Annotated in this window: 18 protein-coding genes and 1 tRNA gene; 13 read left to right on the forward strand and 6 right to left on the reverse strand. The window is 68.6% G+C overall.

The genetic code is table 11. From position 1 onward, the window contains the following. The first annotated feature begins 138 nt into the window (after window positions 1-138). The 4 genes from gltB to pyk all read left to right on the forward strand — a co-directional run bounded on the left by gltB (window position 139) and on the right by pyk (window position 8,309). Window positions 139-4,617, forward strand: coding sequence for a glutamate synthase large subunit (gene gltB, locus BJ988_RS06120; protein WP_246321768.1), 4,479 nt, complete (start codon window positions 139-141; stop codon window positions 4,615-4,617). Between the two features lie 68 nt (window positions 4,618-4,685). After that, a complete protein-coding gene (locus BJ988_RS06125; protein WP_179657207.1) occupies window positions 4,686-6,152 on the forward strand; it encodes a glutamate synthase small subunit in 1,467 nt (488 codons plus the stop codon). Between the two features lie 137 nt (window positions 6,153-6,289). After that, a complete protein-coding gene (locus tag BJ988_RS06130; RefSeq protein WP_179657208.1) occupies window positions 6,290-6,763 on the forward strand; it encodes a winged helix-turn-helix transcriptional regulator in 474 nt (157 codons plus the stop codon). A 76-nt stretch (window positions 6,764-6,839) separates the two neighbouring features. Next, window positions 6,840-8,309 (forward strand): pyruvate kinase, encoded by a 1,470-nt coding sequence (gene pyk, locus BJ988_RS06135; protein ID WP_179657209.1) that lies wholly within the window; start codon window positions 6,840-6,842, stop codon window positions 8,307-8,309. Here pyk and BJ988_RS06140 read toward each other — a convergent pair. Together BJ988_RS06140 and BJ988_RS06145 are read right to left on the reverse strand one after the other, a co-directional pair. After that, the gene (locus BJ988_RS06140) at window positions 8,306-8,992 is read right to left on the reverse strand and encodes a transcriptional regulator (RefSeq protein WP_246321415.1); all 687 of its coding nucleotides are present in this window, start codon (window positions 8,990-8,992) and stop codon (window positions 8,306-8,308) included. The genes pyk and BJ988_RS06140 overlap by 4 nt on opposite strands. Before the next feature lie 128 nt (window positions 8,993-9,120). After that, window positions 9,121-9,206 (reverse strand) — tRNA-Leu (locus tag BJ988_RS06145). A gap of 72 nt (window positions 9,207-9,278) precedes the next feature. Here BJ988_RS06145 and BJ988_RS06150 point away from each other — a divergent pair. The 5 genes from BJ988_RS06150 (at window position 9,279) to BJ988_RS06170 (ending at window position 14,144) form a co-directional block, all read left to right on the forward strand. Beyond that, window positions 9,279-9,908, forward strand: coding sequence for a response regulator (locus BJ988_RS06150; RefSeq protein ID WP_179657210.1), 630 nt, complete (start codon window positions 9,279-9,281; stop codon window positions 9,906-9,908). A 190-nt stretch (window positions 9,909-10,098) separates the two neighbouring features. Then, complete coding sequence (locus tag BJ988_RS06155; RefSeq protein WP_179657211.1) at window positions 10,099-11,439, forward strand: ABC transporter permease subunit; 1,341 nt, start codon at window positions 10,099-10,101, stop codon at window positions 11,437-11,439. An 8-nt stretch (window positions 11,440-11,447) separates the two neighbouring features. Beyond that, window positions 11,448-12,440 carry a branched-chain amino acid ABC transporter permease gene (locus BJ988_RS06160; protein WP_179657212.1) on the forward strand — a complete coding sequence of 331 codons (993 nt, stop codon included), beginning with the start codon at window positions 11,448-11,450 and terminating at the stop codon, window positions 12,438-12,440. A gap of 1 nt (window position 12,441) precedes the next feature. Further along, entirely contained in the window at window positions 12,442-13,368 is a 927-nt protein-coding gene (locus BJ988_RS06165) for an ABC transporter ATP-binding protein (RefSeq protein WP_246321416.1), read from the forward strand. Beyond that, the gene (locus tag BJ988_RS06170; RefSeq protein WP_179657214.1) at window positions 13,365-14,144 is read left to right on the forward strand and encodes an ATP-binding cassette domain-containing protein; all 780 of its coding nucleotides are present in this window, start codon (window positions 13,365-13,367) and stop codon (window positions 14,142-14,144) included. The genes BJ988_RS06165 and BJ988_RS06170 overlap by 4 nt, the downstream gene beginning before the upstream one ends. A gap of 60 nt (window positions 14,145-14,204) precedes the next feature. Here BJ988_RS06170 and BJ988_RS06175 read toward each other — a convergent pair whose 3' ends face one another. Further along, window positions 14,205-14,798, reverse strand: coding sequence for a GNAT family N-acetyltransferase (locus BJ988_RS06175; RefSeq protein ID WP_179657215.1), 594 nt, complete (start codon window positions 14,796-14,798; stop codon window positions 14,205-14,207). A 308-nt stretch (window positions 14,799-15,106) separates the two neighbouring features. On the opposite strand from BJ988_RS06175, the gene BJ988_RS06180 reads away from it, so the two are divergent. Beyond that, window positions 15,107-16,351, forward strand: a complete 1,245-nt coding sequence (locus BJ988_RS06180) for an ABC transporter substrate-binding protein (protein WP_343051496.1) — start codon at window positions 15,107-15,109, stop codon at window positions 16,349-16,351. Between the two features lie 167 nt (window positions 16,352-16,518). Here the strand turns inward: BJ988_RS06180 and BJ988_RS06185 are convergent, their stop codons facing one another. After that, window positions 16,519-16,971: a hotdog fold thioesterase gene (locus BJ988_RS06185; RefSeq protein ID WP_179657217.1), complete on the reverse strand. Its 453-nt coding sequence runs from the start codon at window positions 16,969-16,971 to the stop codon at window positions 16,519-16,521. A 162-nt stretch (window positions 16,972-17,133) separates the two neighbouring features. Between BJ988_RS06185 and polA the strand changes: the two genes are divergently transcribed. After that, window positions 17,134-19,821, forward strand: coding sequence for a DNA polymerase I (polA, locus tag BJ988_RS06190; RefSeq protein WP_179657218.1), 2,688 nt, complete (start codon window positions 17,134-17,136; stop codon window positions 19,819-19,821). 255 nt (window positions 19,822-20,076) lie between these two features. Here polA and BJ988_RS06195 read toward each other — a convergent pair whose 3' ends face one another. Next, window positions 20,077-21,318 (reverse strand): lipopolysaccharide biosynthesis protein, encoded by a 1,242-nt coding sequence (locus tag BJ988_RS06195; RefSeq protein ID WP_179661351.1) that lies wholly within the window; start codon window positions 21,316-21,318, stop codon window positions 20,077-20,079. A gap of 237 nt (window positions 21,319-21,555) precedes the next feature. On the opposite strand from BJ988_RS06195, the gene BJ988_RS06200 reads away from it, so the two are divergent. Both BJ988_RS06200 and BJ988_RS06205 read left to right on the forward strand, forming a co-directional pair. After that, entirely contained in the window at window positions 21,556-23,244 is a 1,689-nt protein-coding gene (locus tag BJ988_RS06200) for an MmpA family trehalose lipid delivery protein (protein WP_179657219.1), read from the forward strand. A gap of 19 nt (window positions 23,245-23,263) precedes the next feature. Next, a complete protein-coding gene (locus BJ988_RS06205; protein WP_179657220.1) occupies window positions 23,264-23,419 on the forward strand; it encodes a hypothetical protein in 156 nt (51 codons plus the stop codon). Between the two features lie 67 nt (window positions 23,420-23,486). Here BJ988_RS06205 and BJ988_RS06210 read toward each other — a convergent pair whose 3' ends face one another. Beyond that, window positions 23,487-24,644, reverse strand: a complete 1,158-nt coding sequence (locus BJ988_RS06210) for a glycosyltransferase family 4 protein (RefSeq protein WP_246321417.1) — start codon at window positions 24,642-24,644, stop codon at window positions 23,487-23,489. Window positions 24,645-24,702: the final 58 nt, after the last annotated feature.

Raw genomic sequence — 24,702 nt, forward strand, 5'->3', positions numbered from 1 at the left:
CGGGGCTATTGGGCTGCGTCGGTCGGTGCGTGCCCGAGCCCGGACAGACGGGAGATCCCGGTGCCGTACGAGCACTCGTATCCATCCCCCCAGGGCCTCTATGACCCTCGGTTCGAGAAGGACGCCTGCGGCGTCGCCATGGTTGCGACGCTGACCGGTGAGGCCAGTCACGACATCGTGAAGCAGGGCATCCGTGCCCTGGTGAATCTCGACCACCGCGGCGCCGCCGGCGCCGAGACCAACTCTGGCGACGGCGCCGGGATCCTGCTTCAGGTCCCCGACGCCTTCCTGCGTGAGGTCGTCGACTTCGACCTTCCGGCCGAGCGCGCCTACGCCGTCGGCACCGCCTTCGTCCCCGGCGACGCCGACCAGGTCGAGCGCACCGTGAAGCTGGTCGAGGAGATCGCGACCGAGGAGGGCCTCGAGGTCCTCGGCTGGCGCGACGTGCCGGTCAACCCGGACTCCCTCGGTGCCACCGCCAAGGCGGTCATGCCGACCTTCCGGCAGCTCTTCGTCGCCGGCGCCAAGCAGCGCGTGACGGGCCTGGCTCTGGAGCGGCTCGCCTTCTGCCTGCGCAAGCGCGCGGAGAGGGAGACCGACGTCTACTTCCCCTCGCTCTCCAGCCGCACCATCGTCTACAAGGGCATGCTCACCACGCCCCAGCTGGCCGAGGTGTTCCCCGACCTGGTCGACGAGCGGGTCGCCTCCGCGATCGCCGTCGTGCACAGCCGGTTCTCGACCAACACCTTCCCGAGCTGGCCGCTCAGCCACCCGTTCCGGTTCATCGCCCACAACGGCGAGATCAACACCGTGATGGGCAACCGCAACTGGATGAAGGCGCGCGAGTCGCTGCTCGAGTCCGAGCTGATCCCCGGCGACCTGGAGCGGCTCTTCCCGATCTGCACCGAGGGCGTCTCCGACTCCGCCTCCTTCGACGAGGTCCTCGAGCTGCTCCACCTGGCCGGCCGCAGCCTGCCGCACGCCATGCTGATGATGATCCCGGAGGCGTGGGAGAAGCACGAGGAGATGGACTCCGCCCGCAAGGCGTTCTACGAGTTCCACTCCTCGCTGATGGAGCCCTGGGACGGTCCCGCGTCGGTCGTGTTCACCGACGGCACCCAGATCGGCGCGGTCCTCGACCGCAACGGCCTGCGTCCCTCCCGCTACTGGGTCACCGAGGACGGCCTGGTCGTGCTCGGCTCCGAGGCCGGGGTGCTGGCCGACATCGACCCCGCCACCGTGGTCCGCAAGGGCCGGGTCCAGCCGGGCAAGATGTTCCTGGTCGACACCGCGGAGCACCGGATCATCGAGGACGACGAGATCAAGTCCGAGCTCGCCACCGAACACCCCTACGACGAGTGGCTCCACGCCGGTCTCGTACGCCTCGAGGACATCCCCGAGCGCGAGCACATCGTCCACACCCACGCGAGCGTGACCCGTCGCCAGCAGGTCTTCGGCTACACCGAGGAGGAGCTGCGCGTCCTGCTCGCGCCGATGGCCAACACCGGCGCCGAGCCGATCGGCTCGATGGGCACCGACAGCCCGATCGCGGCGCTGAGCGACAAGCCCCGGATGCTGTTCGACTACTTCGCCCAGCTCTTCGCGCAGGTCACCAACCCGCCGCTGGACGCGATCCGCGAGGAGCTCGTCACCAGCCTGGCCGGCACCATCGGCGCCGAGTCCAACCTGCTGAGCCCCGGCCCGGCCTCGTGCCGCCAGATCGTGCTGCCGTTCCCGGTCATCTCCAACGACGACCTGGCCAAGATCCGTCACATCAACCGTGACGGCGACATGCCGGGCTTCCAGGTCCACATCGTCCGCGGCCTCTACGAGGTCGACGGCGGTGCCGAGGCCCTGCAGGGGCGCCTGGACGAGATCGCCGCCGAGGTCTCCCAGGCGATCGAGGACGGTGCCCGCATCATCGTCCTCTCCGACCGCCACTCCACCCAGGAGATGGCGCCGATCCCGTCGCTGCTGCTCACCGGCGCCGTCCACCACCACCTGGTCCGCGAGCGCACCCGTTCGCAGGTCGGCCTCCTGATCGAGGCCGGGGACGTACGCGAGGTCCACCACGTCGCTCTGCTGATCGGCTACGGCGCCGCCGCGGTCAACCCCTATCTCGCGATCGAGTCCGTCGAGGACCTCGCCTTCGAGGGCTACTTCGTGAAGGCCGACGCCGAGGCGGCGATGGCCAACACGATCAAGGCGCTCGGCAAGGGTGTCCTCAAGGTGATGTCGAAGATCGGCGTCTCCACGGTCGCCTCCTACACCGGCGCTCAGATCTTCGAGGCCGTCGGTCTGTCCAGGGATGTCGTGGACCGCTACTTCACCGGGACCACGTCCAAGCTGGGCGGCATCGGCCTCGACGTGATCGCCGAGGAGGTCGCGAAGCGGCACGCCACCGCGTACCCGCGCGACGGAGTCGCCAACGCCCACCGCGCGCTGCCGATCGGCGGCGAGTACCAGTGGCGTCGCGAGGGCGAGCCGCACCTGTTCGACCCGGAGACGATCTTCCGGCTCCAGCACGCCACCCGCACCGGCCGCTACGACGTCTTCAAGCAGTACACCGACCGCGTCAACGAGCAGTCCGAGCGACTGATGACGCTGCGTGGGCTCTTCAAGCTCAAGAGCGCCGAGGAGCTGGGTCGTCAGTCGATCTCGATCGACGAGGTCGAGCCCGTCGAGGCGATCGTCAAGCGCTTCTCGACCGGTGCGATGTCCTACGGCTCGATCTCCCAGGAGGCTCACGAGACGCTCGCCGTCGCGATGAACATCCTCGGCGGCAAGTCCAACACCGGCGAGGGCGGCGAGGACCCGGATCGTCTCTACGACCCGAAGCGCCGCTCGTCCATCAAGCAGGTGGCCTCGGGCCGCTTCGGCGTCACCAGCGAGTACCTGACCAACGCCGACGACATCCAGATCAAGATGGCCCAGGGCGCCAAGCCCGGCGAAGGCGGCCAGCTGCCCGGCCACAAGGTCTACCCGTGGGTGGCCAAGACGCGTCACTCGACGCCGGGCGTCGGGCTCATCTCGCCGCCGCCGCACCACGACATCTACTCGATCGAGGACCTGGCTCAGCTGATCCACGACCTCAAGAACGCCAACCCGGCCGCTCGCGTCCACGTGAAGCTCGTGGCCGAGGTCGGTGTCGGCACCGTCGCCGCGGGTGTCTCCAAGGCGCACGCCGACGTGGTGCTGATCTCCGGCCACGACGGCGGCACCGGCGCGTCCCCGCTGACGTCGCTGAAGCACGCCGGCGGTCCCTGGGAGCTCGGTCTCGCCGAGGCGCAGCAGACGCTGCTCCTCAACGGGCTGCGCGACCGGATCGTGGTGCAGACCGACGGCCAGCTCAAGACCGGTCGAGACGTGGTCATCGCCGCGCTGCTCGGCGCCGAGGAGTTCGGCTTCGCCACCGCGCCGCTGGTCGTCTCCGGCTGCGTGATGATGCGGGTCTGCCACCTCGACACCTGCCCGGTCGGCGTCGCCACCCAGAACCCGGTCCTGCGTGAGCGGTTCACCGGGAAGGCCGAGCACGTCGTCAACTTCATGCGCTACATCGCCGAGGAGGTCCGCGAGCTCCTCGCCGTGCTCGGCTTCCGCACCATCGACGAGGCCGTCGGCCACGCCGAGGCGCTCGACGCACGCGACGCGATCGACCACTGGAAGGCCTCCGGGCTCGACCTGGCGCCGATCTTCACTCGTGTGGAGTCGCCGCAGCAGTTCTCCGACCAGGCTCTCCACAACACCAAGACCCAGGACCACGGGCTGGAGAAGTCCCTCGACGTCAACGAGCTGCTGCCGCTCGCGGCGCCGGCGCTCGAGCGTGGCGAGCCGGTGCGCGCCCAGCTGCCGATCCGCAACGTCAACCGCACCGTCGGCACGCTTCTCGGTCACGAGATCACCAAGCGCTACCGCGGCGCCGGCCTGCCCGAGGGGACGATCGACATCACCTTCACCGGCTCCGCCGGCCAGTCGTTCGGCGCGTTCATCCCCAGCGGGCTGACGCTACGGCTGGAAGGAGACGCCAACGACTACGTCGGCAAGGGCATCTCCGGTGGCCGGTTGGTCATCCGTCCGGAGCGTACGGCCGGGTTCAGGGCCGAGGACCACATCATCGCCGGCAACACGCTGGCCTATGGCGCCACCAGCGGGCGGATCCACATCCGCGGAGGCGTGGGGGAGCGGGCCGCGGTCCGCAACTCGGGTGCCAGCATCGTCACCGAGGGTGTCGGCGACCACGGCTGCGAGTACATGACCGGTGGTCGTGTCGTCGTGCTCGGCCCGACCGGGCGCAACTTCGCGGCCGGCATGTCCGGCGGCATCGCGTGGGTCCTCGACTTCGCGCAGCAGCGGCTCAACGGCGAGCTGGTCGACGCCACCGGCGTCGAGGAGAAGTACGCCGCCGAGCTCGAGCAGCTCGTCCGCGACCACCTCGAGGAGACCGGCTCGGCTGTCGCCGAGGCGCTCCTGGCCGACTGGCCCAATTCTCTGACCCGCTTCACGCAGGTCATGCCCAGTGACTACAAGCGCGTGCTCGAAGCTCAGGAGGAGGCCCTCGAGGAGGGTCTCGACGAGGACGAGGCTGCCGCGCGGATTATGGAGGTACTTCATGGATGAGCTTGCGAAGTCCATGAACATCCAACACAGCATGGCTGACCCTGCTGAGTCGAAGAAGGAGGCCTTCTGTGGCTGACCCCAAGGGTTTTCTGAAGAACGGTCGCGAGGTCGCGACCCGGCGTCCCGTCGACGAGCGTGTCAAGGACTGGCACGAGGTCTACCCGGGCAAGATCGGCAAGACCCTGCTGCCGATCATCAACACCCAGGCCGCGCGCTGCATGGACTGCGGCATCCCGTTCTGCCACCAGGGCTGCCCGCTCGGCAACATCATCCCCGAGTGGAACGACCTGGTCTGGCGCAACGACTGGGAGGGCGCCTCGGAGCGTCTGCACGCGACCAACAACTTCCCCGAGTTCACCGGTCGCCTCTGCCCGGCTCCGTGCGAGTCCGCCTGTGTCCTGGGCATCAACCAGCCCGCGGTGACGATCAAGAACATCGAGGTCTCGATCATCGACAAGGCCTGGGACGCGGGCTACGTCAAGCCGCAGCCGCCCGAGTGGCTCTCCGGCAAGGCGGTCGCCGTCATCGGCTCGGGCCCCGCGGGCCTGGCCGCCGCCCAGCAGCTCACCCGGTCGGGCCACACCGTGGCCGTCTACGAGCGGGCGGACAAGATCGGCGGCCTGATGCGCTACGGCATCCCCGAGTTCAAGATGGAGAAGTCCCAGGTCGACCAGCGCCTGGCGCAGATGCGCCGCGAGGGCACGGTCTTCCGTCCGGGCGTCGACGTCGGCGCCGACATCACCGGTGCGCAGCTCCAGGACCGCTACGACGCGATCGTGCTGGCCAACGGCTCGACCGTCGGTCGCGACCTGCCGGTCCCCGGGCGTGAGCTGAGCGGGATCCACCAGGCGATGGAGTACCTGCCGCAGTCCAACCGCGCCTCGCTCGGCGAGGCCGTCCCCGACCAGATCCTGGCCGAGGGCAAGCACGTGGTCATCATCGGCGGCGGTGACACCGGCGCCGACTGCCTCGGCACCGCGATCCGCCAGGGCGCGGAGTCGATCACGCAGCTGGAGATCATGCCCCGCCCGCCGGAGGAGCGCCCCGACGCTCAGCCGTGGCCGACGTACCCGATGACCTACCGGGTCGCCTCTGCGCACGAGGAGGGTGGCGAGCGGGTCTACGCCGTCTCCACCAAGGAGTTCCTCGGCACCGAGGACGGCCGCGTACGCGCCCTGAAGCTGGTCGAGGTCGAGTTCATCGACGGCAAGCTGACCGAGAAGGAGGGGACGGAGAAGGAGATCCCCGCCGACCTCGTCCTGCTGGCGATGGGCTTCACCGGCCCGGAGAAGGACGGCCTCCTCACCCAGCTGGGTGTGGAGTACGACGCTCGCGGCAACGTCGCTCGCGACGACTCCTACGCCACCTCCGTCCCCGGCGTGTACGTCGCCGGTGACGCGGGTCGCGGACAGTCGCTGATCGTGTGGGCGATCGCCGAGGGCCGCGCAGCCGCGGCCGCGGTCGACACCTTCCTCACCGGCTCGACCAACCTGCCGGCGCCGATCCGCCCGACGGACCGACAGCTGATGGTCTGAGGCTGACGCACCGAGGCTGACACCGAGGCACAACGGCGTGCCGATGACTGGCCCGGCACCCCCACATCGGGGGTGCCGGGCCAGTCGGTTCCGTCGTTCGGTTTGAGAGGGCGGCCAACGGGCAGGAGACTGGCGCCATGCCGCACGTACCCGCCGTCGCGATTCCCAGGGAGTGCACGATCGCCGACGCGCTCGAGATCGTCGGCGACCGCTGGAGCCTGCTCGTCGTACGAGAGCTCTTCTACGACCAGCTCCGGTTCTCCCAGATCGCGCGCAACACCGGCGCGCCCCGGGACGTGCTCACCGTGCGGTTGCGCAAGCTGGTCGAGCACGGCGTGATCGCGCGGGAGCAGTACAGCGAGCGTCCGGTCCGCTACGAGTATCGGCTCACGCCGGCCGGCCGCGCGCTCTCCCCGGTGCTGCTCACGCTCAAGAAGTGGGGGAGCGATCATGCCCGTCCCGGCGTCGATCCGGCGCCGCTGCTACACACTTGTGGCGAGGAGTTTGTCGCTCACGTGCATTGTCGCGCCTGTGGGGAGGGGCTAGCCGCCGGCGAGCTCTCGCTGGGCGCGCCGCGGGCAGGCGACGTCTGGCTCGGGGCTCGGGTGTGAATGCTCGATGAATGACCAGATCGGGCCGCCTCGCGGGTGCTGGTTTGAACGTTCCAGAGGGGTAGTCTGGGCTCCCGTGAGAAGAGCCAAGATCGTCTGCACCCTGGGACCCGCCGTCGGGACGGAGCGTCGCATCCGCGAGCTCGTCTACGCAGGCATGGACGTCGCCCGGATGAACATGAGCCACGGGTCCCATGACGACCACTCCAGCAACTACGCGCTGGTGCGGGAGGCCGCTGCGGCGAGCGGGCACAGCGTCGGCATCTTCGCCGACCTGCAGGGTCCCAAGATCCGCCTCGAGCGCTTCGAGGAGGGGTCGACCACCCTGCACCGCGGTCAGGCCTGGACGATCACCACCCGGGACGTGCCCGGCACGGACAAGATCTGCGGGACGACCTACAAGGGCCTTCCCGGCGACGTGAAGGTCGGCGACCCGATCCTGATCGACGACGGCAAGCTGCGGCTTCGGGTCACCGCGGTCGACGACACCGAAGTCCACACCGAGGTGCTGGTCGGCGGGAAGGTGTCCAACAACAAGGGCATCAACCTGCCCGGCGTCGCCGTCTCCGTGCCTGCCCTCTCCGAGAAGGACGAGGAAGACCTCCGGTTCGCGCTCAGGCTCGGCGTCGACATGATCGCGCTCAGCTTCGTGCGCAACGCGAAGGACTACGCGGACGTCCGCAAGATCATGGACGAGGAGGGGCGCGTCGTCCCGGTCATCGCCAAGATCGAGAAGCCGCAGGCGATCGACAACCTCGACGAGGTCATCGCCGCCTTCGACATGTTCATGGTCGCCCGTGGTGACCTCGGCGTGGAGTGCCCGCTCGAGGAGGTGCCGTTCCTGCAGAAGCGGATCATCGAGCTGGCTCGGCTCAACGCCAAGCCGGTCATCGTCGCCACCCAGATGCTCGACTCGATGATCTCCAGCCCGGCGCCCACCCGCGCCGAGGCCAACGACGTCGCCAACGCCGTCCTCGACGGCGCCGACGCGGTGATGCTCTCCGCGGAGACGAGCGTGGGTGACTATCCGATCCACACGGTCGAGACGATGGCGCGCATCATCGCCGCCACCGAGCGCCACGCGTTCTCCTCGGAGGGCAGCCGCGCCGCCGAGCTGAGCCCCATCGACTGGGACCCGCACACCCGCTCCGGAGTCATCGCCAAGGCCGCCGCCGAGGTCGCCGACCGGGTCGGCGCGAAATACCTGGTCGCCTTCACCACCTCCGGCGACTCCGCCCGCCGCCTCTCCCGGCTGCGCGGTGTGATCCCGCTGCTCGCCTTCACCCCCTCCGACGCCGTACGCAGCCAGCTCGCGCTCAGCTGGGGCACCGAGACCTTCCGCACCGACGAGGTCGAGCACACCGACGAGATGGTCCGCCAGGTCGACGAGAACCTGCTCAAGCTCGGCCGCGTGGAGGAGGGTGAGTTCGTGGTGATCATCGCCGGCTCGCCCCCCGGGATCCCCGGCTCCACCAACGCCCTGCGCATCCACCGCATCGGCGACGCGATCAACGCGGTCGCGCCTGCTTACGAGCGCAAGAGCTAGCTTTTCGGGCCGATCAGGGCGTCGAGCGCTGCGACCGCTTCGCGGCGCGAGACGCTGATCGTCTTCCAGCTGGACTGACGCCATGGGATCTCGACGATGTCTAGGGCCCAGGTGCACAGGCCGCGGATGTCTTCGGAGACGTTGACGAACTGCCAGCGGCCGTATTCATAGCGCTTCTTCTGTCCAGCAACGACGCGTGTGGCCCAGTTGTTCACGCGGCATCCGTCGGAGTGGAACAAGCCTCGGAAAAACGGGCCGGGGTGGGCCGAGACGACGTGATGTTGCCAGTCCTCGAGGACGATCGCGCGTTCGTGCTTGCGACCGCGACCATGCTGCGGGAAGAGACAGAGCATGTGTTTCCACGAGATCGTCGTGATGACTGCTCCGGGGACGAGGCGAATGTGGGGTAGCCCACCGGGCTTGACCCGCATCATCAGTTCTTTGAGGCGCCGGTTGTCCTCGGGATATTTCCTGTCGTTGATGATGTGCAGGTTGAACACGTCACGGTGTCCTTCGCTGATGTGACCGTCGCCGAGATACCACCCCAGAAGCTCTGCGTACGCCGCCTCGTCGAGGTCTGCACCGTCGCAGCGCGGGCATGGCGGAGCGAGGTGGGTCTGGCCACGCGCCACCCCGCGCCGTTGATAGAGACGTCGCCATCGACGGATCGTCTTGATGGCCACCCCTGTGCTGTTTCGCGTTCACAGCATCGCTGAAGCCAGCGTCGGACATTCGCAACGCGCTGTCGACGACCGACTGAGGGCGGACATGAACAATGTGACCATCATGAGCGTGGCCACCGACAGTTTCGTGGTGCCGGATGTGGGATTCGAACCCACAAGCCCTTTCGGGCAACGGTGTTTGAGACCGCAGCGTATGCCGTTCCGCCAATCCGGCCGGATCGAGAGAAAACCTACCGGACCGTGTCTGAGAACACGTAGCCGGTGCGGGCATGCGATGGCCTAGTCTGTGCTCGTGACGCAGAGCAACCCCAGCAGCACCCCCGAGACCCATACGCGGCGAACGGTCGTCATCGCGGAGGACGAGGTCCTGATCCGGATGGACCTCAAGGAGATGCTCACCGAGGAGGGGTACGACGTCGTCGGCGAGGCCGGGGACGGCAAGGCCGCGATCGAGCTCACCACCGAGCACCGACCCGACCTGGTGATCCTCGACGTGAAGATGCCGGTGCTCGACGGGATCGCGGCGGCGGAGGCGATCGCCCGCGACCGGATCGCGCCGGTCGTGATGCTGACCGCCTTCTCCCAGCGTGAGCTGGTGGAGCGTGCCCGCGACGCGGGTGCGATGGCCTACCTCGTCAAGCCGTTCAACATCACCGACCTGGTGCCCGCGATCGAGCTTGCGGTGAGCCGCTTCCAAGAGCTCGCCCAGCTCGAGAAGGAGGTCGCCGGTCTTACCGACCGGCTCGAGACCCGCAAGGCTGTGGACCGGGCCAAGGGGATCCTGCAGGAGGGGCTCACGCTCAGCGAGCCCGAGGCGTTCCGATGGATCCAGAAGACCGCGATGGACCTGCGGCTGTCGATGCGCCAGGTCGCCGAGGGCGTCATCGAGCACGGGGTCAGCGGGCCTCAGGCCTGACCCGTTCCGCCCCGCTCACACCGCGGCAGGTAAACGTCACATCACAGATCGGTTGCGGTCTTCACCGTGGCGCCGCACCCGTGTCCTTCCTGCACAAAGTCTGCCTAGACTGCCCCGGCGGATCCGGCTGACCAGTAACCCCCAGCTGGTGTCAGGGTCCGTCCTAGGACACACAGGTAGGAGTACCCACGTGCGCAAGCGGCTCTACAGAGTCCTGGTCGCGCTCATCGGTGCGCTGATGGTGCTGATGGTAGGAACCTTGGGAGCCGCACAGGCGACCGAGACCCCACCGCCAGACGCCACCGCGATCCAGGTGACGCTTCAGGACGAGGCCAACAAGGATGCCGAAGGCAATCCGAAGCCGATCGAAGGAGTGACCCTCGAGGTCACCAAGGACGGCGAGAAGGCCGGCGAAGGCGTCACCGACGCCGAAGGTGTGGCGATCATCGAAGTCGACGAGCTCGGGGAGTACGTCGTCAGTCTCGATGAGAAGACGCTTCCGTCGGGGACCGTCCTCGACGAGAACACCAAGAACGAGGCCACCGTCCAGGTTCGTTTCCAGGGCCCCAACAACCGGGCGATCTTCCCGATCGGGGTGACGGCCGGTGAGCAGTCGAGCTTCGGCAAGGACCTCGCGCAGAACCTGCGTGCAGGCATCGTGTTCGCGCTGGTCCTGTGCCTGGCCGCTCTCGGGTTCTCGCTGGTCTTCGGCACGACCGGTCTGTCCAACTTCGCCCACGGTGAGCTGCTCACCTTCGGTGCGGTGATGGCCTGGACCTTCGACCAGATCTTCAAGACCGGAGCCTTGGCGACGTACTCGGTGATCTTGGCGGGCATCATCGCGGTGTTGCTCGGCGGCTTCGGCGGCTACGTCCAGGACAAGGTGCTGTGGGGTCCGTTGCGGCGCCGCGGCACCGGCCTGATCGCGATGATGATCGTCTCGATCGGTCTGGCGATCTTCCTGCGCTACATCTACCAGTACTTCTACACCTCCTCGACCAGGTCGGTGTCCCAGTACTCCGGTCAGCAGCGCGAGCAGCACTGGTACTACCTCGGCCTCTCGCTCGCCGACCGTGAGGCGGTCATCATCCTCATCTCGGTCGTCACGATCACCGCGGTCTGCCTGTGGCTGGCCAAGAGCCGGATGGGCAAGGCGATGCGGGCGGTCTCCGACAACCCGGCGCTGGCCGCCTCCTCCGGGATGCGGGTCGACGGCGTCATCACCAACGCGTGGGTGATCGGTGGCGCCCTGACCGCGATGTCCGGTGTGCTCTACGCCCTCACGCTGCAGGTCAACGCCTTCATGGGCATGCGCATCCTCCTGGTCATCTTCGCCGCGGTCACCCTCGGTGGCCTCGGGACGATCTGGGGATCGCTGGTCGGCTCGCTGGTGATCGGGCTCGTCTACGAGCTCGGGCCGCTGTTCGGCGTACCCACGTCGATCAAGGAGGTCGGCCCGCTGCTGATCATGATCGTGATCTTGCTGGTGCGTCCCCAGGGCATCCTGGGTCGTAAAGAGCGGCTCGGGTAGGAGAGACAATGGATATTCTCGACATTCTCCGGGCAGCGCTGCAGCAGGCGCTGGGCCCGCAGGCGATCGTCTTCGCCCTGGCCGCCATCGGCCTCAACATCCACTTCGGCTACACCGGACTGCTCAACTTCGGCCAGGCCGGGTTCGTCGCGGTGGGTGCGTACGGTCTGGCCGTCTCGGTGGTCACCTTCGGCGCGCCGTTCTGGCTCGGCGTCGTGATGGCGATGGTCGCCCCGCTCGTGCTGGCGGTGATCCTCGGTGTGCCGACCCTGCGTCTGCGCGCCGACTATCTGGCCATCGTCACCATCGCCGCCGCAGAGGTGCTTCGGTTCGTCTTCGGAGCGGTGGAGACCAAGGACATCTTCGGTGGCTCCAACGGGCTCAACGGGTATGCCCGGCCGTTCCAGGAGGCCAACCCCTACAGCAGCGGTATCGATCTGGGCATCGTCGCGTTCGGGCGCAACGACCTGTGGTCGCTGACCGTCGGCTGGATCCTGGTCGGGCTGTGCTGCCTGCTGGTGTGGGCACTGATGCGCAGCCCGTGGGGGCGTGTGCTCCGCTCGATCCGTGAGGACGAGGACGCGGTCCGCTCGCTGGGCAAGAACGTGTTCGCCTACAAGATGCAGGCGCTCGCGCTCGGTGGCGTCATCGGCGGTCTGGGCGGCATGTTCCTGGCGCTCAAGCAGGCGTCCGTCGTCCCGAGCGACTACTCGACGCTGATGACCTTCTACGCCTTCGCGGCGCTGCTCCTCGGTGGCGCTGCTCGGGTGATGGGCCCGGTCATCGGTGCGATCCTGTTCTGGTTCCTGATCGCGGGCCTGGGCTCGTTCTTCAGCCAGTCTGCCGGCGACGGCGGCTGGATCCCGACGGTGATCATGTCCGACACCCAGGCCAGCCTGATCCGCTACATCGTGCTCGGCCTGGCCATCATGCTGCTGATGATCTTCCGCCCGCAGGGGATCTTCGGCGACCGTAGGGAGATCGCGATCGATGGACGCTGACATGACTGACCAGAAGAACGCCGGCACGACCGAGACGGGGCCCGCGGGCCTCGTCGGGGTGAGCACGGAGCCGGGGGCGAAGAAGCCCGACCCGATCCTGGTCGCCGACAACATCACGCGTATGTTCGGCGGGCTGACCGCCGTCGACGTCGAGCACGTCGAGATCCAGCGGGGTGCGATCACCGCCCTGATCGGTCCCAACGGCGCCGGCAAGACGACCTTCTTCAACCTGCTGACCGGCTTCGATCAGCCCAACTCCGGCTCATGGAGCCTGGAGGGCAGGTCGCTCAAGGGCATGGCTCCCTACAAGGTCGCCCGCCTCGGGATGGTGCGCACCTTCCAGCTCACCAAGGTGCTGGCAAAGCTCACCGTCATCGAGAACATGCGCCTGGGCGCCACCGGCCAGAAGGGTGAGCGGTTCTGGGCCGCGCCGTTCAAGTTCCTGTGGAGCAAGCAGGAGGACCAGGTCACCGAGAAGGCCGACGAGCTGCTCGCCCGGTTCCTGCTCGACAAGAAGCGTGAGGACTTCGCGGGATCCCTCTCGGGCGGCCAGCGAAAGCTGCTGGAGATGGCCCGCGCGCTCATGGTCGACCCCGAGGTGGTCATGCTCGACGAGCCGATGGCGGGGGTCAACCCTGCCCTGAAGCAGTCGCTGCTCGGCCACGTGAAGTCGCTGCGCGACGAGGGCCGCACCGTCCTCTTCGTGGAGCACGACATGGACATGGTCCGCGACATCTCCGACTGGGTCATCGTGATGGCTCAGGGCAAGATCGTCGCGGAGGGCACTCCGGAGTCGGTCATGGCCGACCAGCGTGTCATCGACGCCTATCTCGGGGCTCACCACGACACCGATCTGAGCGAGCTCGACGAGGAGCGGCTCGAGGCCGAGGTCGAGGCCGAGATCGCCCAACAGGAGGACTCGAAGTGACTTCCACCGATGCGGACGAGTTCCGCGAGACGCACCTGCGCGAGGCCGAGGGTGCGGTCCTCCGGGCCGACGGCCTGATCGCCGGCTACCTCCCCGGAGTCAACATCCTCAACGACACCGACCTCTACTGCCAGCCCGGCGAGCTGGTCGGCATCATCGGCCCCAACGGCGCCGGCAAGTCGACGCTGCTCAAGGCGCTGTTCGGTCTGGTGAAGATCCATGAGGGCTCGGTACGCCTCGAGGGTGAGGACATCACCGGAAAGCGGGCAGATGAGCTGGTCAGCCGCGGGATCGGGTTCGTCCCGCAGTCCAACAACGTCTTCCCGAGCCTGACCATCGAGGAGAACCTCCTGATGGGCTGCTACCAGGCCCCGAAGAAGTTCACCGAGCGCTTCGACTTCGTGACCGGGATCTTCCCGGCCCTGGGGGAGCGTCGCAAGCAGCGGGCCGGCGGTCTCTCCGGCGGTGAGCGGCAGATGGTCGCGATGGGACGGGCGCTGATGATGGACCCGTCGGTCCTGCTGCTGGACGAGCCCTCCGCGGGGCTCTCGCCGGTGATGCAGGACGAGGTCTTCGTCCAGACCCGCAAGATCAACAAGGCCGGAGTCTCGGTCGTGATGGTCGAGCAGAACGCCCGCCGCTGCCTGCAGATCTGCGACCGCGGCTACGTGCTCGATCAGGGCCGCAACGCCTACACCGGGCCTGGACGCGAGCTCGCCGACGACCCGAAGGTGATCGAGCTCTATCTCGGCACCCTCGGTGCCAAGGAAGACTGAGCGCCCACATCCGAACGCCCAGGGCCCCGGAGCAGCACGCTCCGGGGCCCTGGGCGATGTTCAGGCGACGGTGTGCGAACGCCGCTGCGAGCGCCGCGCGGCGAGCAGCTCGCCGACCGCGCTGGACTGCTTCGGGCTGCGAGACATCCTGGCGTGGTGAGGAAGGGCTCTGCCGAGGACATTGAGCCGGGATCGTACGACGGCGGTCGGCGCGACGCGCATGACAGCCTGAGCGCTGAGGCCGAGCCGGGCCAGGAACCGGTTTCCGTCACGGCCGGCGGCGGAGCCCGCGGCCGCGATCGTCCGGACCCCGCGCTCCTCGGCGAAGACGACGGCCGTCTCCATCAGCATCCGGCCCACGCCACGGCGGCGGAAGCTGGGAACGACGTGGGGAGCGAAGATCTGCACGGTCGGCTCCAGGTTGAGCGGCCCGAAGGTCGTCGCACGCAGGTAGACCGCCCCGACAGGATCGCTGCCGCACTCGGCGACCAGCAGACGCTGGTCGGGGGAGGCCTCGGCGTCGAGGATGATCGTCTCCAGGTCGCTCAGCTGCTCGGGGGCATCGGCCATCCGCAACGAGTCCTGCCAGATGCCGAGAAGGAAGAGCGCATCATCGGCCCGTGCCTCTCGCATCGTCACCGGAACCCTGCTCATCGAGTCGCTCCTCCAACGGTGGGATGCGTACGGATCATCACAATTCCTCCACGATCGAGCCTGTTCCTGGCGGGAATCGGTTTCCCGAGTGATCATGGGTCACCACGGCCCCGATCATACGGAGCCGATCATCGCGGCAACCCAGGCAATGATGCCATGGGGGAGATGTAACGGATTGGTGAAAAGACACGTCCCTCGGGTGCTTCACCCCCCGTGCGTCTCTAGTGTTTCTCCGCAAGGTCCGACGTGAGCCGGGCCAGCCCATACGAAAGAGGGACTTAGCAGTGAACTCATCATCCTCTACCTGGGTGAAGCTGGCCGCAGGCGCCGGCGCCTTGGCGCTCAGCTTCACCCTCGCCGCCTGCGGCGGCGAAACCGCTTCCGAGGAGCCGGAGAAGAAGGCCGCCCCCAAGGGCGACGGCACTCTCACCATCGGGCAGCTCCTCCCGCAGACCGGCAGCCTCGCGTTCCTCGGCCCGCCCGAGTTCGCCGGCTCCGACCTGGCGATCCAGGACATCAACGCCGCCGGCGGTGTGCTCGGCAAGGACGTCACGACGGCCGTCGCCGACTCGGGTGACACCACCGCCGCGATCGCCCCCGCCGAGGCGGACAAGCTCCTCTCCGCCAAGTCCGACGTCATCGTCGGCACCGCCTCCTCGGGCGTGTCGATGACGGTGATCGACAAGATCATGTCGGCCGGCACGGTCATGTTCTCCCCGGCCAACACCTCGACCGAGTTCGACGAGGGCGACTACGCCAAGCCGGACCTCTACTTCCGTACGGCTCCGTCCGACATCCTGCAGGGTGCCGTCATGGCCAACCTGCTGCTCGAGGACAAGCGCACCAACGTGGCGATCCTGGCCCGCCAGGACGCTTACGGCGAGACGCTCGCCGAGGAGATCAAGGCCAACCTCGAGGGCGCCGGCTCCAAGGTGGCGACCACGGCGTACTACTCCGAGGACGCCTCCTCCTACAGCGCCCAGATCAACGAGATCGCCGGCGCCGGTGCCGACGCGGTCGTCGTGATCGCGTTCGAGGAGACCAAGAAGCTGGTCCCTCAGCTCATCTCCGCGGGCGTGGGCCCGGCGAAGCTGCCGACGTACTTCGTCGACGGCAACCTGTCGGACTACTCCGCTGACTTCAGCAAGGGCGAGCTCAAGGGCGTCAAGGGCACCCTCCCGGGCGCCGAGACCGCCGGCGACTTCAAGGCGCAGCTGCTGAAGGTCGACCCGAAGCTGAAGGACTACTCCTACTCCGCCGAGTCCTACGACGCCACGGTCGTCTCCGCTCTGGCGGCGACCCAGGCCGAGAGCGACGCTGGTGAGGCCATCGCCGCGGAGATCGTCGACATCACCACCGGTGGTGAGAAGTGCGAGACGTACGCCGACTGCGTCGCGCTGATCAAGGACGGCAAGGACATCGACTACGACGGCAAGTCCGGTCCGATCGAGCTCGGCGAGACCGGTAGCCCGACGGCCGCGTCCATCGGTATCTACCAGTACAACGACAAGGGCACCTACGCCCCGGTCAAGTACATCGCTGGGGAAGTCTGAGCCTGTGACCCTGCGACGAAGTCGCAGGGTCACGACGCGAAGAGATCGAGCGAGCGCAGCGGGTGAGCTTGCGAACCCGCGAAGCGGGTCGAGATCCGATCTTTGAGCAAAGTTCGACAGTGAAGGGCCCCGGAGCGAACCGCTCCGGGGCCCTTCTACGTGGTTTTCTACATCGAGATCCGGTCGGCGTCGATGAGCGAGCAGGTGATCCGCGAGGTGCAGACCCGCTTGCCGCGCTCGTCGGTGATCACGACCTCGTAGGCCGCCGAGCTGCGCCCGAGGTGGATGGCCGTCGCGGTGCCGGTGACGATGCCGGAGGTCGCCGCGCGGTGGTGGGTGGCGTTGATGTCGACACCGACCGCGACCTTGCCCACCGAGTGGCCGTGGATCCCGGAGCCGATCGACCCGAGGGTCTCGGCGAGGACGACCGAGGCGCCGCCGTGGAGCAGGCCGTACGGCTGGGTGTTGCCCTCGACCGGCATGGTGCCGACGACCTTCTCTGCCGAGATCTCGAGGATCTCGACGCCCATCTTCTCGTTCAGCGCGCCCGCTCCCTGGGGGAGCGACCCCACGAACTTCGCGATCTTGGTGGGGTCGGTGGTGTGGAGTGCATCGGTCATGGATGCATGTTCGCACGCGGCTGTCCACCACTTGGTCTCGACCCGCTTCGCGGTTTCGCAAGCTCACCCGCTGCGCTCGCTCGACCTTCTCGCGTTGCGCCCCGGCTCCTTCGTCGCCGGGCCGCAGGCTCGAATGTCGGTGGTCGTGGATAGAGTCGGACCGTGGCTGATGTGACGCGTGACCGACTGCTCCTTCTCGATGGGCACTCGCTGGCCTACCGGGCCTTCTTCGCTCTGCCGGTGGAGAACTTCTCGACCGTCACGGGGCAGCACACCAATGCCGTCTACGGCTTCACCTCGATGCTGGTCAACGTGCTGCGCGACGAGACCCCGACCCATGTCGCGGTCGCCTTCGACCTGTCGCGGCAGACGTTCCGGCTGGAGGAGTACTCCGAATACAAGGCCAAGCGCAACAAGACGCCCGACGAGTTCAAGTCCCAGCTGCCGCTGATCCAGCGGCTGCTCGACGTGCTCAACATCCGCCACCTGTCGCTGGCCGGCTACGAGGCCGACGACATCATCGCCACCTTGGTGACCCAGGGGCTGGAGGCCGGGATGGAGGTGCTGATCCTGACCGGCGATCGCGACTCGCTGCAGCTGGTCACGGAGTCCTCGACCGTGCTCTATCCGATGCGTGGCGTCTCCGACCTGGCGCGGATGACGCCTGAGTCCGTGGAGGCGAAGTACGGCGTGCCGCCGCAGCGCTATCCCGAGATCGCCGCGCTGGTGGGGGAGGACTCCGACAACCTGCCCGGCATCCCCGGTGTCGGTCCGAAGACCGCCGCGAAGTGGATCAACACCTACGACGGCCTCGACAACGTGATCACCCACGCCGACCAGATCAAGGGCAAGGCCGGCGACAACCTGCGCGCCCACCTCGGTGACGTGATGCGCAACCGGCGGCTCAACGCCCTGGTGCGAGACCTGTCCCTCGAGGTCGGCCCGGCCGACTTCGGGCGGGTCGAGTGGGATCGTGCGGCCGCGCTGGAGCTCCTCGACGAGCTCGAGTTCCGCGGAGAGATCCGCACCCGGATCACCGACGTGCTCGCGCCGGAGGACGACGTCCCGATCGACGAGAGCGGCTTCGCGCTGGAGGGCGAGTCCCTGGCTCCGGGCGCCGTCCCGGCTTACCTGGATGGGCTCGGGGCCACGCCCGTGGGCGTGCATGTGCGCGGGACCTGGGGTTCTGGCACCGGCCGCGTGGACGGGTTCGGCTTCGCGACGCCGGAGCGGGCGGCGTACCTCGGGGTCGACGGGCTCACGCCCGAGGACGAGAAGGCGCTGGCCGACTGGCTCGGGGACGCCTCGAAGCCGAAGATCATGCACGACGCCAAGGGGGCCGAGCTGGCGATCGACGCCCACGGCTGGTCGCTGCGCGGGCTGACCACCGACACCGCGCTGTCGGCCTACATCGTTGCCCCCGACCAGCGCTCCTACGACCTCGCCGACCTGACGCTGCGCTATCTCAAGCGTGAGCTCAAGCAGGAGGACGACGGCGGCCAGGAGTCACTCTTCGGCGACGACGAGGTCGGCGGCGACGGCGTCTCGAAGACCTCGATGCTCTACGCCCGGGCGGTGCTCGACCTCGCCGCCGAGCTCGACTCGGCGGTCGAGGCCGCCGGCGGACACCGGCTGCTGGCCGAGGTGGAGCTTCCGCTGCTGCATCTGCTGGCGCGGATGGAGAAGACCGGGATCGCGGTCGACACCGAGCATCTCGACGCCCTGGAGCGGCACTTCGCCGGCCAGATGAAGCAGGCGGCCGACGAGGCCTACGGAGTGATCGGCAAGGAGATCAACCTCGGCTCGCCCAAGCAGCTGCAGGTGGTGCTCTTCGACGAGCTCGACATGCCGAAGACGAAGCGCACCAAGACCGGTTGGACCACGGACGCCGACGCGCTCCAGCAGCTCTATGTGAAGACCGAGCACCCGTTCCTGATCGCCTTGCTGCGTCACCGCGACGTCACCCGGCTGCGGGTCACCATCGAGGGCCTGCTGAAGACGGTGCAGGACGACGGCCGCATCCACACCACCTTCAACCAGACCATCGCGGCCACCGGACGGCTCTCCTCGACCGAGCCCAACCTGCAGAACATCCCGGTGCGCACCGAGGAGGGTCGCGGGATCCGGAAGGGCTTCGTGGTCGGAGACGGCTACGAGTCGCTGATGACGGCCGACTACAGCCAGATCGAGATGCGGATCATGGCCCACCTGTCCGAGGACGAGCTGCTCATCGAGGCGTTCCGCTCCGGGCGCGACTTCCACTCGATCACCGCCGCGCGGGTCTTCAGTGTCGACCCGGACGCGGTCTCCTCGGAGCAGCGGGCCAAGATCAAGGCGATGAACTACGGCCTGGCCTACGGCCTGTCGGCCTTCGGCCTCTCCCAGCAGCTCGGGATCGAGCCGAGCGAGGCACGTGGGCTGATGGAGGAGTACTTCGAGACCTTCGGCGGCATCCGCGACTACCTGCGCAGCCTGGTCGAGGAGGCCCGTCGCACGGGTTACACCGAGACCATCATGGGTCGCCGCCGCTACCTGCCCGACCTGCTCTCCGACAACCGCCAGCGCCGTGAGACCGCCGAGCGGATGGCGCTCAACGCTCCGATCCAGGGCTCCGCCGCCGACCTGATCAAGGTCGCCATGCTGCGGGTCCAGGCCGCCATCGACGAGGCCGGCCTCAACTCCCGGATGCTTCTCCAGGTCCACGACGAGCTCGTCTTCGAGGTCGCCTCGGGGGAGCGGAAGGCCCTGGAGACCCTGGTGCGCCAGCAGATGGGCTCCGCCGCCGACCTCAACGTCCCCCTCGACGTCTCAGTGGGCACCGGCCTCTCCTGGCACGAAGCCGCCCACTGACCCTGCCGAATCGGGGGTCATGGCGCGCCGAGACGTCACCGGCGTCTGCCGAAGCGTCACTGGCGTCTGCCGAAGCGTCACTGGCGTCTGCCGAAGCGTCACTGGCGTCTGCCGAAGCGTCACTGGCGTCTGCCGAAGCGTCACTGGCGTCTGCCGAAGCGTCACTGGCGTCGGCCGAAGCGTCACTGGCGTCGGCCGAGTTGGCATCCAGATGCCAACTCGGCCGACGCCAGTGACGTCTCGGCAGGGCGTTGGTCAGGAGCGCTGAGAGGTCTGGCTGAGGCGCCAGAAGGTGACGGACAGGAGGACGGCGGCGAGGGCGGCGTCGATGCTGAGGACCGTCCAGACCAGGCCCGCGACGGTGGTCTGCGTCGCGCCGAGGACGAGGACGGCGACGACGGCGATCCAGAGGAAGTACGCCGAGAGCCGGCTGCGCCGGGCCAGGACCGAGTAGACGAGCAGCTGGAGCACGGACAGCACCATGCCGAGGATCGCGAAGACCCAGAGCAGGTCTTGGATCTCGGCGTAGTCGGGGCCGCCGATGAAGATCATCGCGAGCCATGACAACAGCCAGGAGCCCGCGATCGCGCACGCGCCGAGCCCGCCGACCAGCGCCAGCGACCTGAGCAGCGCGGAGCGGCGGCTGGACTCGGCCGACATCGAGGGGAAGGCGATGATCACCACGAACTGTGGGAGGAACAGCACCGCCTTGGTGAGGATCAGGCCACCTGCGTACAGGCCGGAGACGTGGTCGGAGAGGACGTTTCGGGCGATCAGGATGTCGACGTTGGAGAGCGCGAAGAAGCCCAGCAGCGCGATCGAGCCCTGCAGCATCTCGACGACGACCGGCTTCACCGGGCCGACCGCCCCGACAGGAGGCGTACGCCGCCGCAGCACCCACCACCCGACGATCGCCGGCGCGAACTGCGCCAGCGCCACCCCGGCCATGGCGGCACCCTCGGTGGGACGGATCCACATCGCCGCGGTGGTGACCACCAGCCGCGGGATACCGAGAGCCAGATAGACCATCGCCAGGCCGAGCCAACGTCGCTCACCCTGCAGCACCCCGGCCTGACCACCCATGATCGTCAGCGGCACGGCGCAGACGGCGACCAGCAGAGCCGGATAGATCGAGTCCAGCCGCAGCACCCGCCAGACCAGTGGCGAGGCGACGAGCATGACCACACCGACGACGATCGCGGCCCGGTAGGTCGCGCGCAGCACCGTCTGCTCGATGGCGCGCTCCTGGCCGGGTGTCCCGGTCACCCGGCGCGACGCCGTCGCCTGCATCCCGAGCTGGACCACGCCGACGACGAGGAGCAGCGACATCATCGAAGCCACGCCGCCGTACTGGCTGGGGCCGAGGATCCGGGCGGCGATGATCTGGAAGCCGTAGGTCGCGATGTTGGTGACCATGATGCAGACCGCGAGGAATCCGCTGCTGCGGATGAGCGCGGACAGCCTGCGCCGTCGGGCGCTGATCGGGCTGGCGGTCATCGTGGGCACCTGGAAAGCCTAGGACGAACGCGCCCACATGCCGGCACCGGCATCCGCCCAGCAACGGAACTCGATCGCCACAATTGACGTCTCGGGCGACGTAGTCGACGTCTCGTCCGACGTAACCGACGTCTCGGCGTGGGCTTAGGGTGGCCGCGTGAGCGAGCGCCAGCGAGTGAACCGTGAGGTCACGCGGCCGCGTCCGTACTCTGGCGCTTGCGCGACGGATGTGGCCGCGTGACTCAGCGGGTGGTGCCTACGGTGTGGGCGGGCGTGCTCGCGGTGCTGATGCTGGGGCCGGCACTGGGGCCGGGGTTCGTGCTGACCTACGACATCGTGTGGGTGCCCGACCTCGCGCTGACGCGTGACGTGCTCGGGCTCGGGTCCGGGCTGCCGCGGGCGGTTCCGTCGGACGCGGTGGTCGCGGTGCTGGACGAGATCGTGCCGGGTCTCGCGCTGCAGAAGCTCGTCCTGGTGGGTGCGCTGGTGGTCGCCGGGGCCGGGGCGGCGGAGCTGGTGCGTGATCGCTCGCTCGCCGCGCGGTTGGCGGTGGTGAGCCTGACGGTCTGGAGCCCGTACGCCGCCGAGCGGCTCTGGATGGGTCACTGGCCGATGCTGCTGGCCTATGCCGCCGTGCCCTGGCTCGTGGTCGCCGGCCGCCGTCGAGCAACGGACGGGCGGAGCCCGGTGTGGATGTTGCCGGTCCTCATCGCCGGGAGCCTGAGCGCGAGCGCGGGCCTCGTCGCGGGCGCCGTGCTGCTCGCCACCGGGCTGCGGCGCGGGCGGCGACCGATCCTGCTGGTGGCCGCGGTGGCTGCCGTCAACGCGCCGTGGCTCGTCACCGGGATCACCCACAGCTCCCAGGCGGCAGCGGCGACGGGGTTCGAGGTCTTCGCGCTCCGGGGCGATGCCCTGCCCGCCCCGCTGGCCGCACTCTCCCTCGCCGGGATCTGGAACACCTCGGTCGTCCCCGCGAGCCGCGACGGCTGGCTGGCCTGGGCCGCCTTGGCGTTCCTGGTGACGCTGGCCGTCGCCGGGTTCCGCGGATGGTGGACGAGCGACGAGCAGCGGGTCTCGATCCTCGCGCTGTGGGTCGCCGGTCTCGGCGTCGCGGTCGCCGGCTGGGCCGCACCGCAAGCACTCGACGCCCTTGCCCAGGACGTCCCCGGGCTGGCCCTGATCCGCGACAGCAGCCGCCTGCTACCGCTCTGTCTGCCGCTGCTGATCCTGACCGTCGCGGCCGGTGTCGACGCCCTGGGGGAGAGGCTGCGCGGAACCGCGCCGCGATGGGCGGCCGCGGTCGTCGTCACCGTCGCGCCGATCGCCGTGCTCCCCGACGCCGCCTGGGGCCTGGCGGGCGGGATCGGCGCAGCCGACTATCCGGCCCAGTGGGAGCAGGCCGGGGCGGCACTGGCGCAGGAGTCGGCGCCCGGTGACGTGCTCGTGCTGCCCTGGTCCGCCTACCGCGCCCCGACGTGGAACGCACATCGCCCTGTCCTGGACCCGCTGCCGAGGATGCTTCCCCGGCCTAGCGTGACCGACGGCGACCTCGTCATCGGCGGCACCACGATCCCCGGTGAGGACCGGCGGGCGAGCTCGGTCGCCGAGGCCCTCGCGGCAGCGGACCCGCAGGCACGGACGAGGGCGCTGAGACGCCTCGGGATCGGGTACGCCATCACCGACCGCACCGCGGGTGAGGCGCCCCGCGTGGCCGGTGAGGTGGTCTTCGACGGCGGCGGGCTGCTCCTGCAGCGGCTGCCCGAGGAGAGCGACGAGGTGACGGGGCACGCAAGCCACCCGGCGACCCTGGTGGCAGCGACCGGGGCGTGGGCGGCGTACGTCCTGGTATGGCTCTTCGCCACAACGTCAACAGTTCTGCTACTGATCAGTATGGCTCGCCGGCGGACTGCTAGGGTTCGCGGCTAGGAGAGGGAGGTCACATATCATGGGCAACATCATCGCCATCGTCGCGAGCATTCTTGTGGGCGGCGGGATCGCCGCAGCGACTGTCGTCGGAGTCGTCACCAGCAGCACGGACAACACCGTCAAGAATCCTCCGACCGTCTCTGAGTCGACGATTCAGTACGGCACCAGCGACTGAGCAAGTCAGAGCTGAGAAGGGGCCCGGCGGTGATCCGCCGGGCCCCTTCTACGTCTGTCGACCGCGGTCAGTCCGCGCCGACGACGCGCCCCTGCAGCGCCGAGGCGAGCACGGCGTTGAAGTTGAGCTGGCTCTGCTCCCAGGTGTGCTTGCGGGCGTGCCAGCGGGCACCTTCGGCCAGCTCCTTGCGGCGGATCTCGTCACCGAGGAGGTCGCCGAGCGCGGCCACGAACCCGGCCTGGTCGTCGACCAGGATCCCGGACTCGCCGTCGTCGATCGACTCCGTCGTGCCGCCCGCGTCGCGGAAGGCGACCGTCGGGGTGCCGTGCTGGGCGGCCTCGGTGACGACCAGGCCCCAGCCCTCCTTCAGCGACGGCAGCGCCATCAGCCAGGACCGCTCGTAGACCGCCTCCTTGGTCTCCTCGTCGACATGCCCCAGCATCTCGACGAAGTCACCGGCCCCCACCCGGGAGACGTACGCCGCCAGCTCGTCGGCCCACCAGCCGTCCCCGACGACGGTGAGCCGAAGGTCCGGGTAGGTCGCACGTAGCGCCGTCACCGCGTCGACCGCGAGCTCGACCCGCTTGTGCGGCACCAGCCGCCCGACGACGCAGACGGAGGGGTCCTCGGTCTTCGCCGGCCGGTCGCGCAACGGGGCCGCGGCGCCGTTGTGCACGACCGCGACCCGGGCAGGGTCGACGCCGAGCGTCGCCAGCTCGGCGCGGGTGGCGCGGGAGACCGCGACGTACTGCTTGCGACGGTAGAGCCGGGGCGCCAACCAGGACTCGACCCACCATCCGATCCGCCCGGAGAGCCCCGGGTAGACCACCGGCCACTGCTCGCGGTGGACGTGGTGGACGAGCACCGCGACCGGCGCCCGCGTGCCGAGAGGCGTGAAGAACGGGAGCCCGTTCTGCACGTCGATGACCGCGTCGACGCGACCGATCGGACCCAGCCGGCCCAGCGCCAGCAGGAGCACACCCCACAGATAGATGCTGAGCTTGCCGCCGCGGCGTACGTAGCGGATGCCGTCTCGCTCCTCACGGGCACGCGCGCCCGGATAGGCGGCGGTGAACACGGTCACCCGCGCCCCGCCACTCACCAGGCCTGCGGTGATCTGGTGGAGGTAGTGCTCTGCCCCGCCGGCCTCAGGGTTATCGGTGTCGCGCCAGCTGAAGACCGCCACATGGCATGCGTTCAGCTGCGCTCCGTCGTTGGCGCGCAAAACAGTGCTCCCCTGGATCTCGCAGTTACCCCGCTGCCGAGCGCTCCCTCCCCAGGGG

Source organism: Nocardioides panzhihuensis (genome assembly GCF_013408335.1).
Lineage (GTDB): Bacteria > Actinomycetota > Actinomycetes > Propionibacteriales > Nocardioidaceae > Nocardioides > Nocardioides panzhihuensis.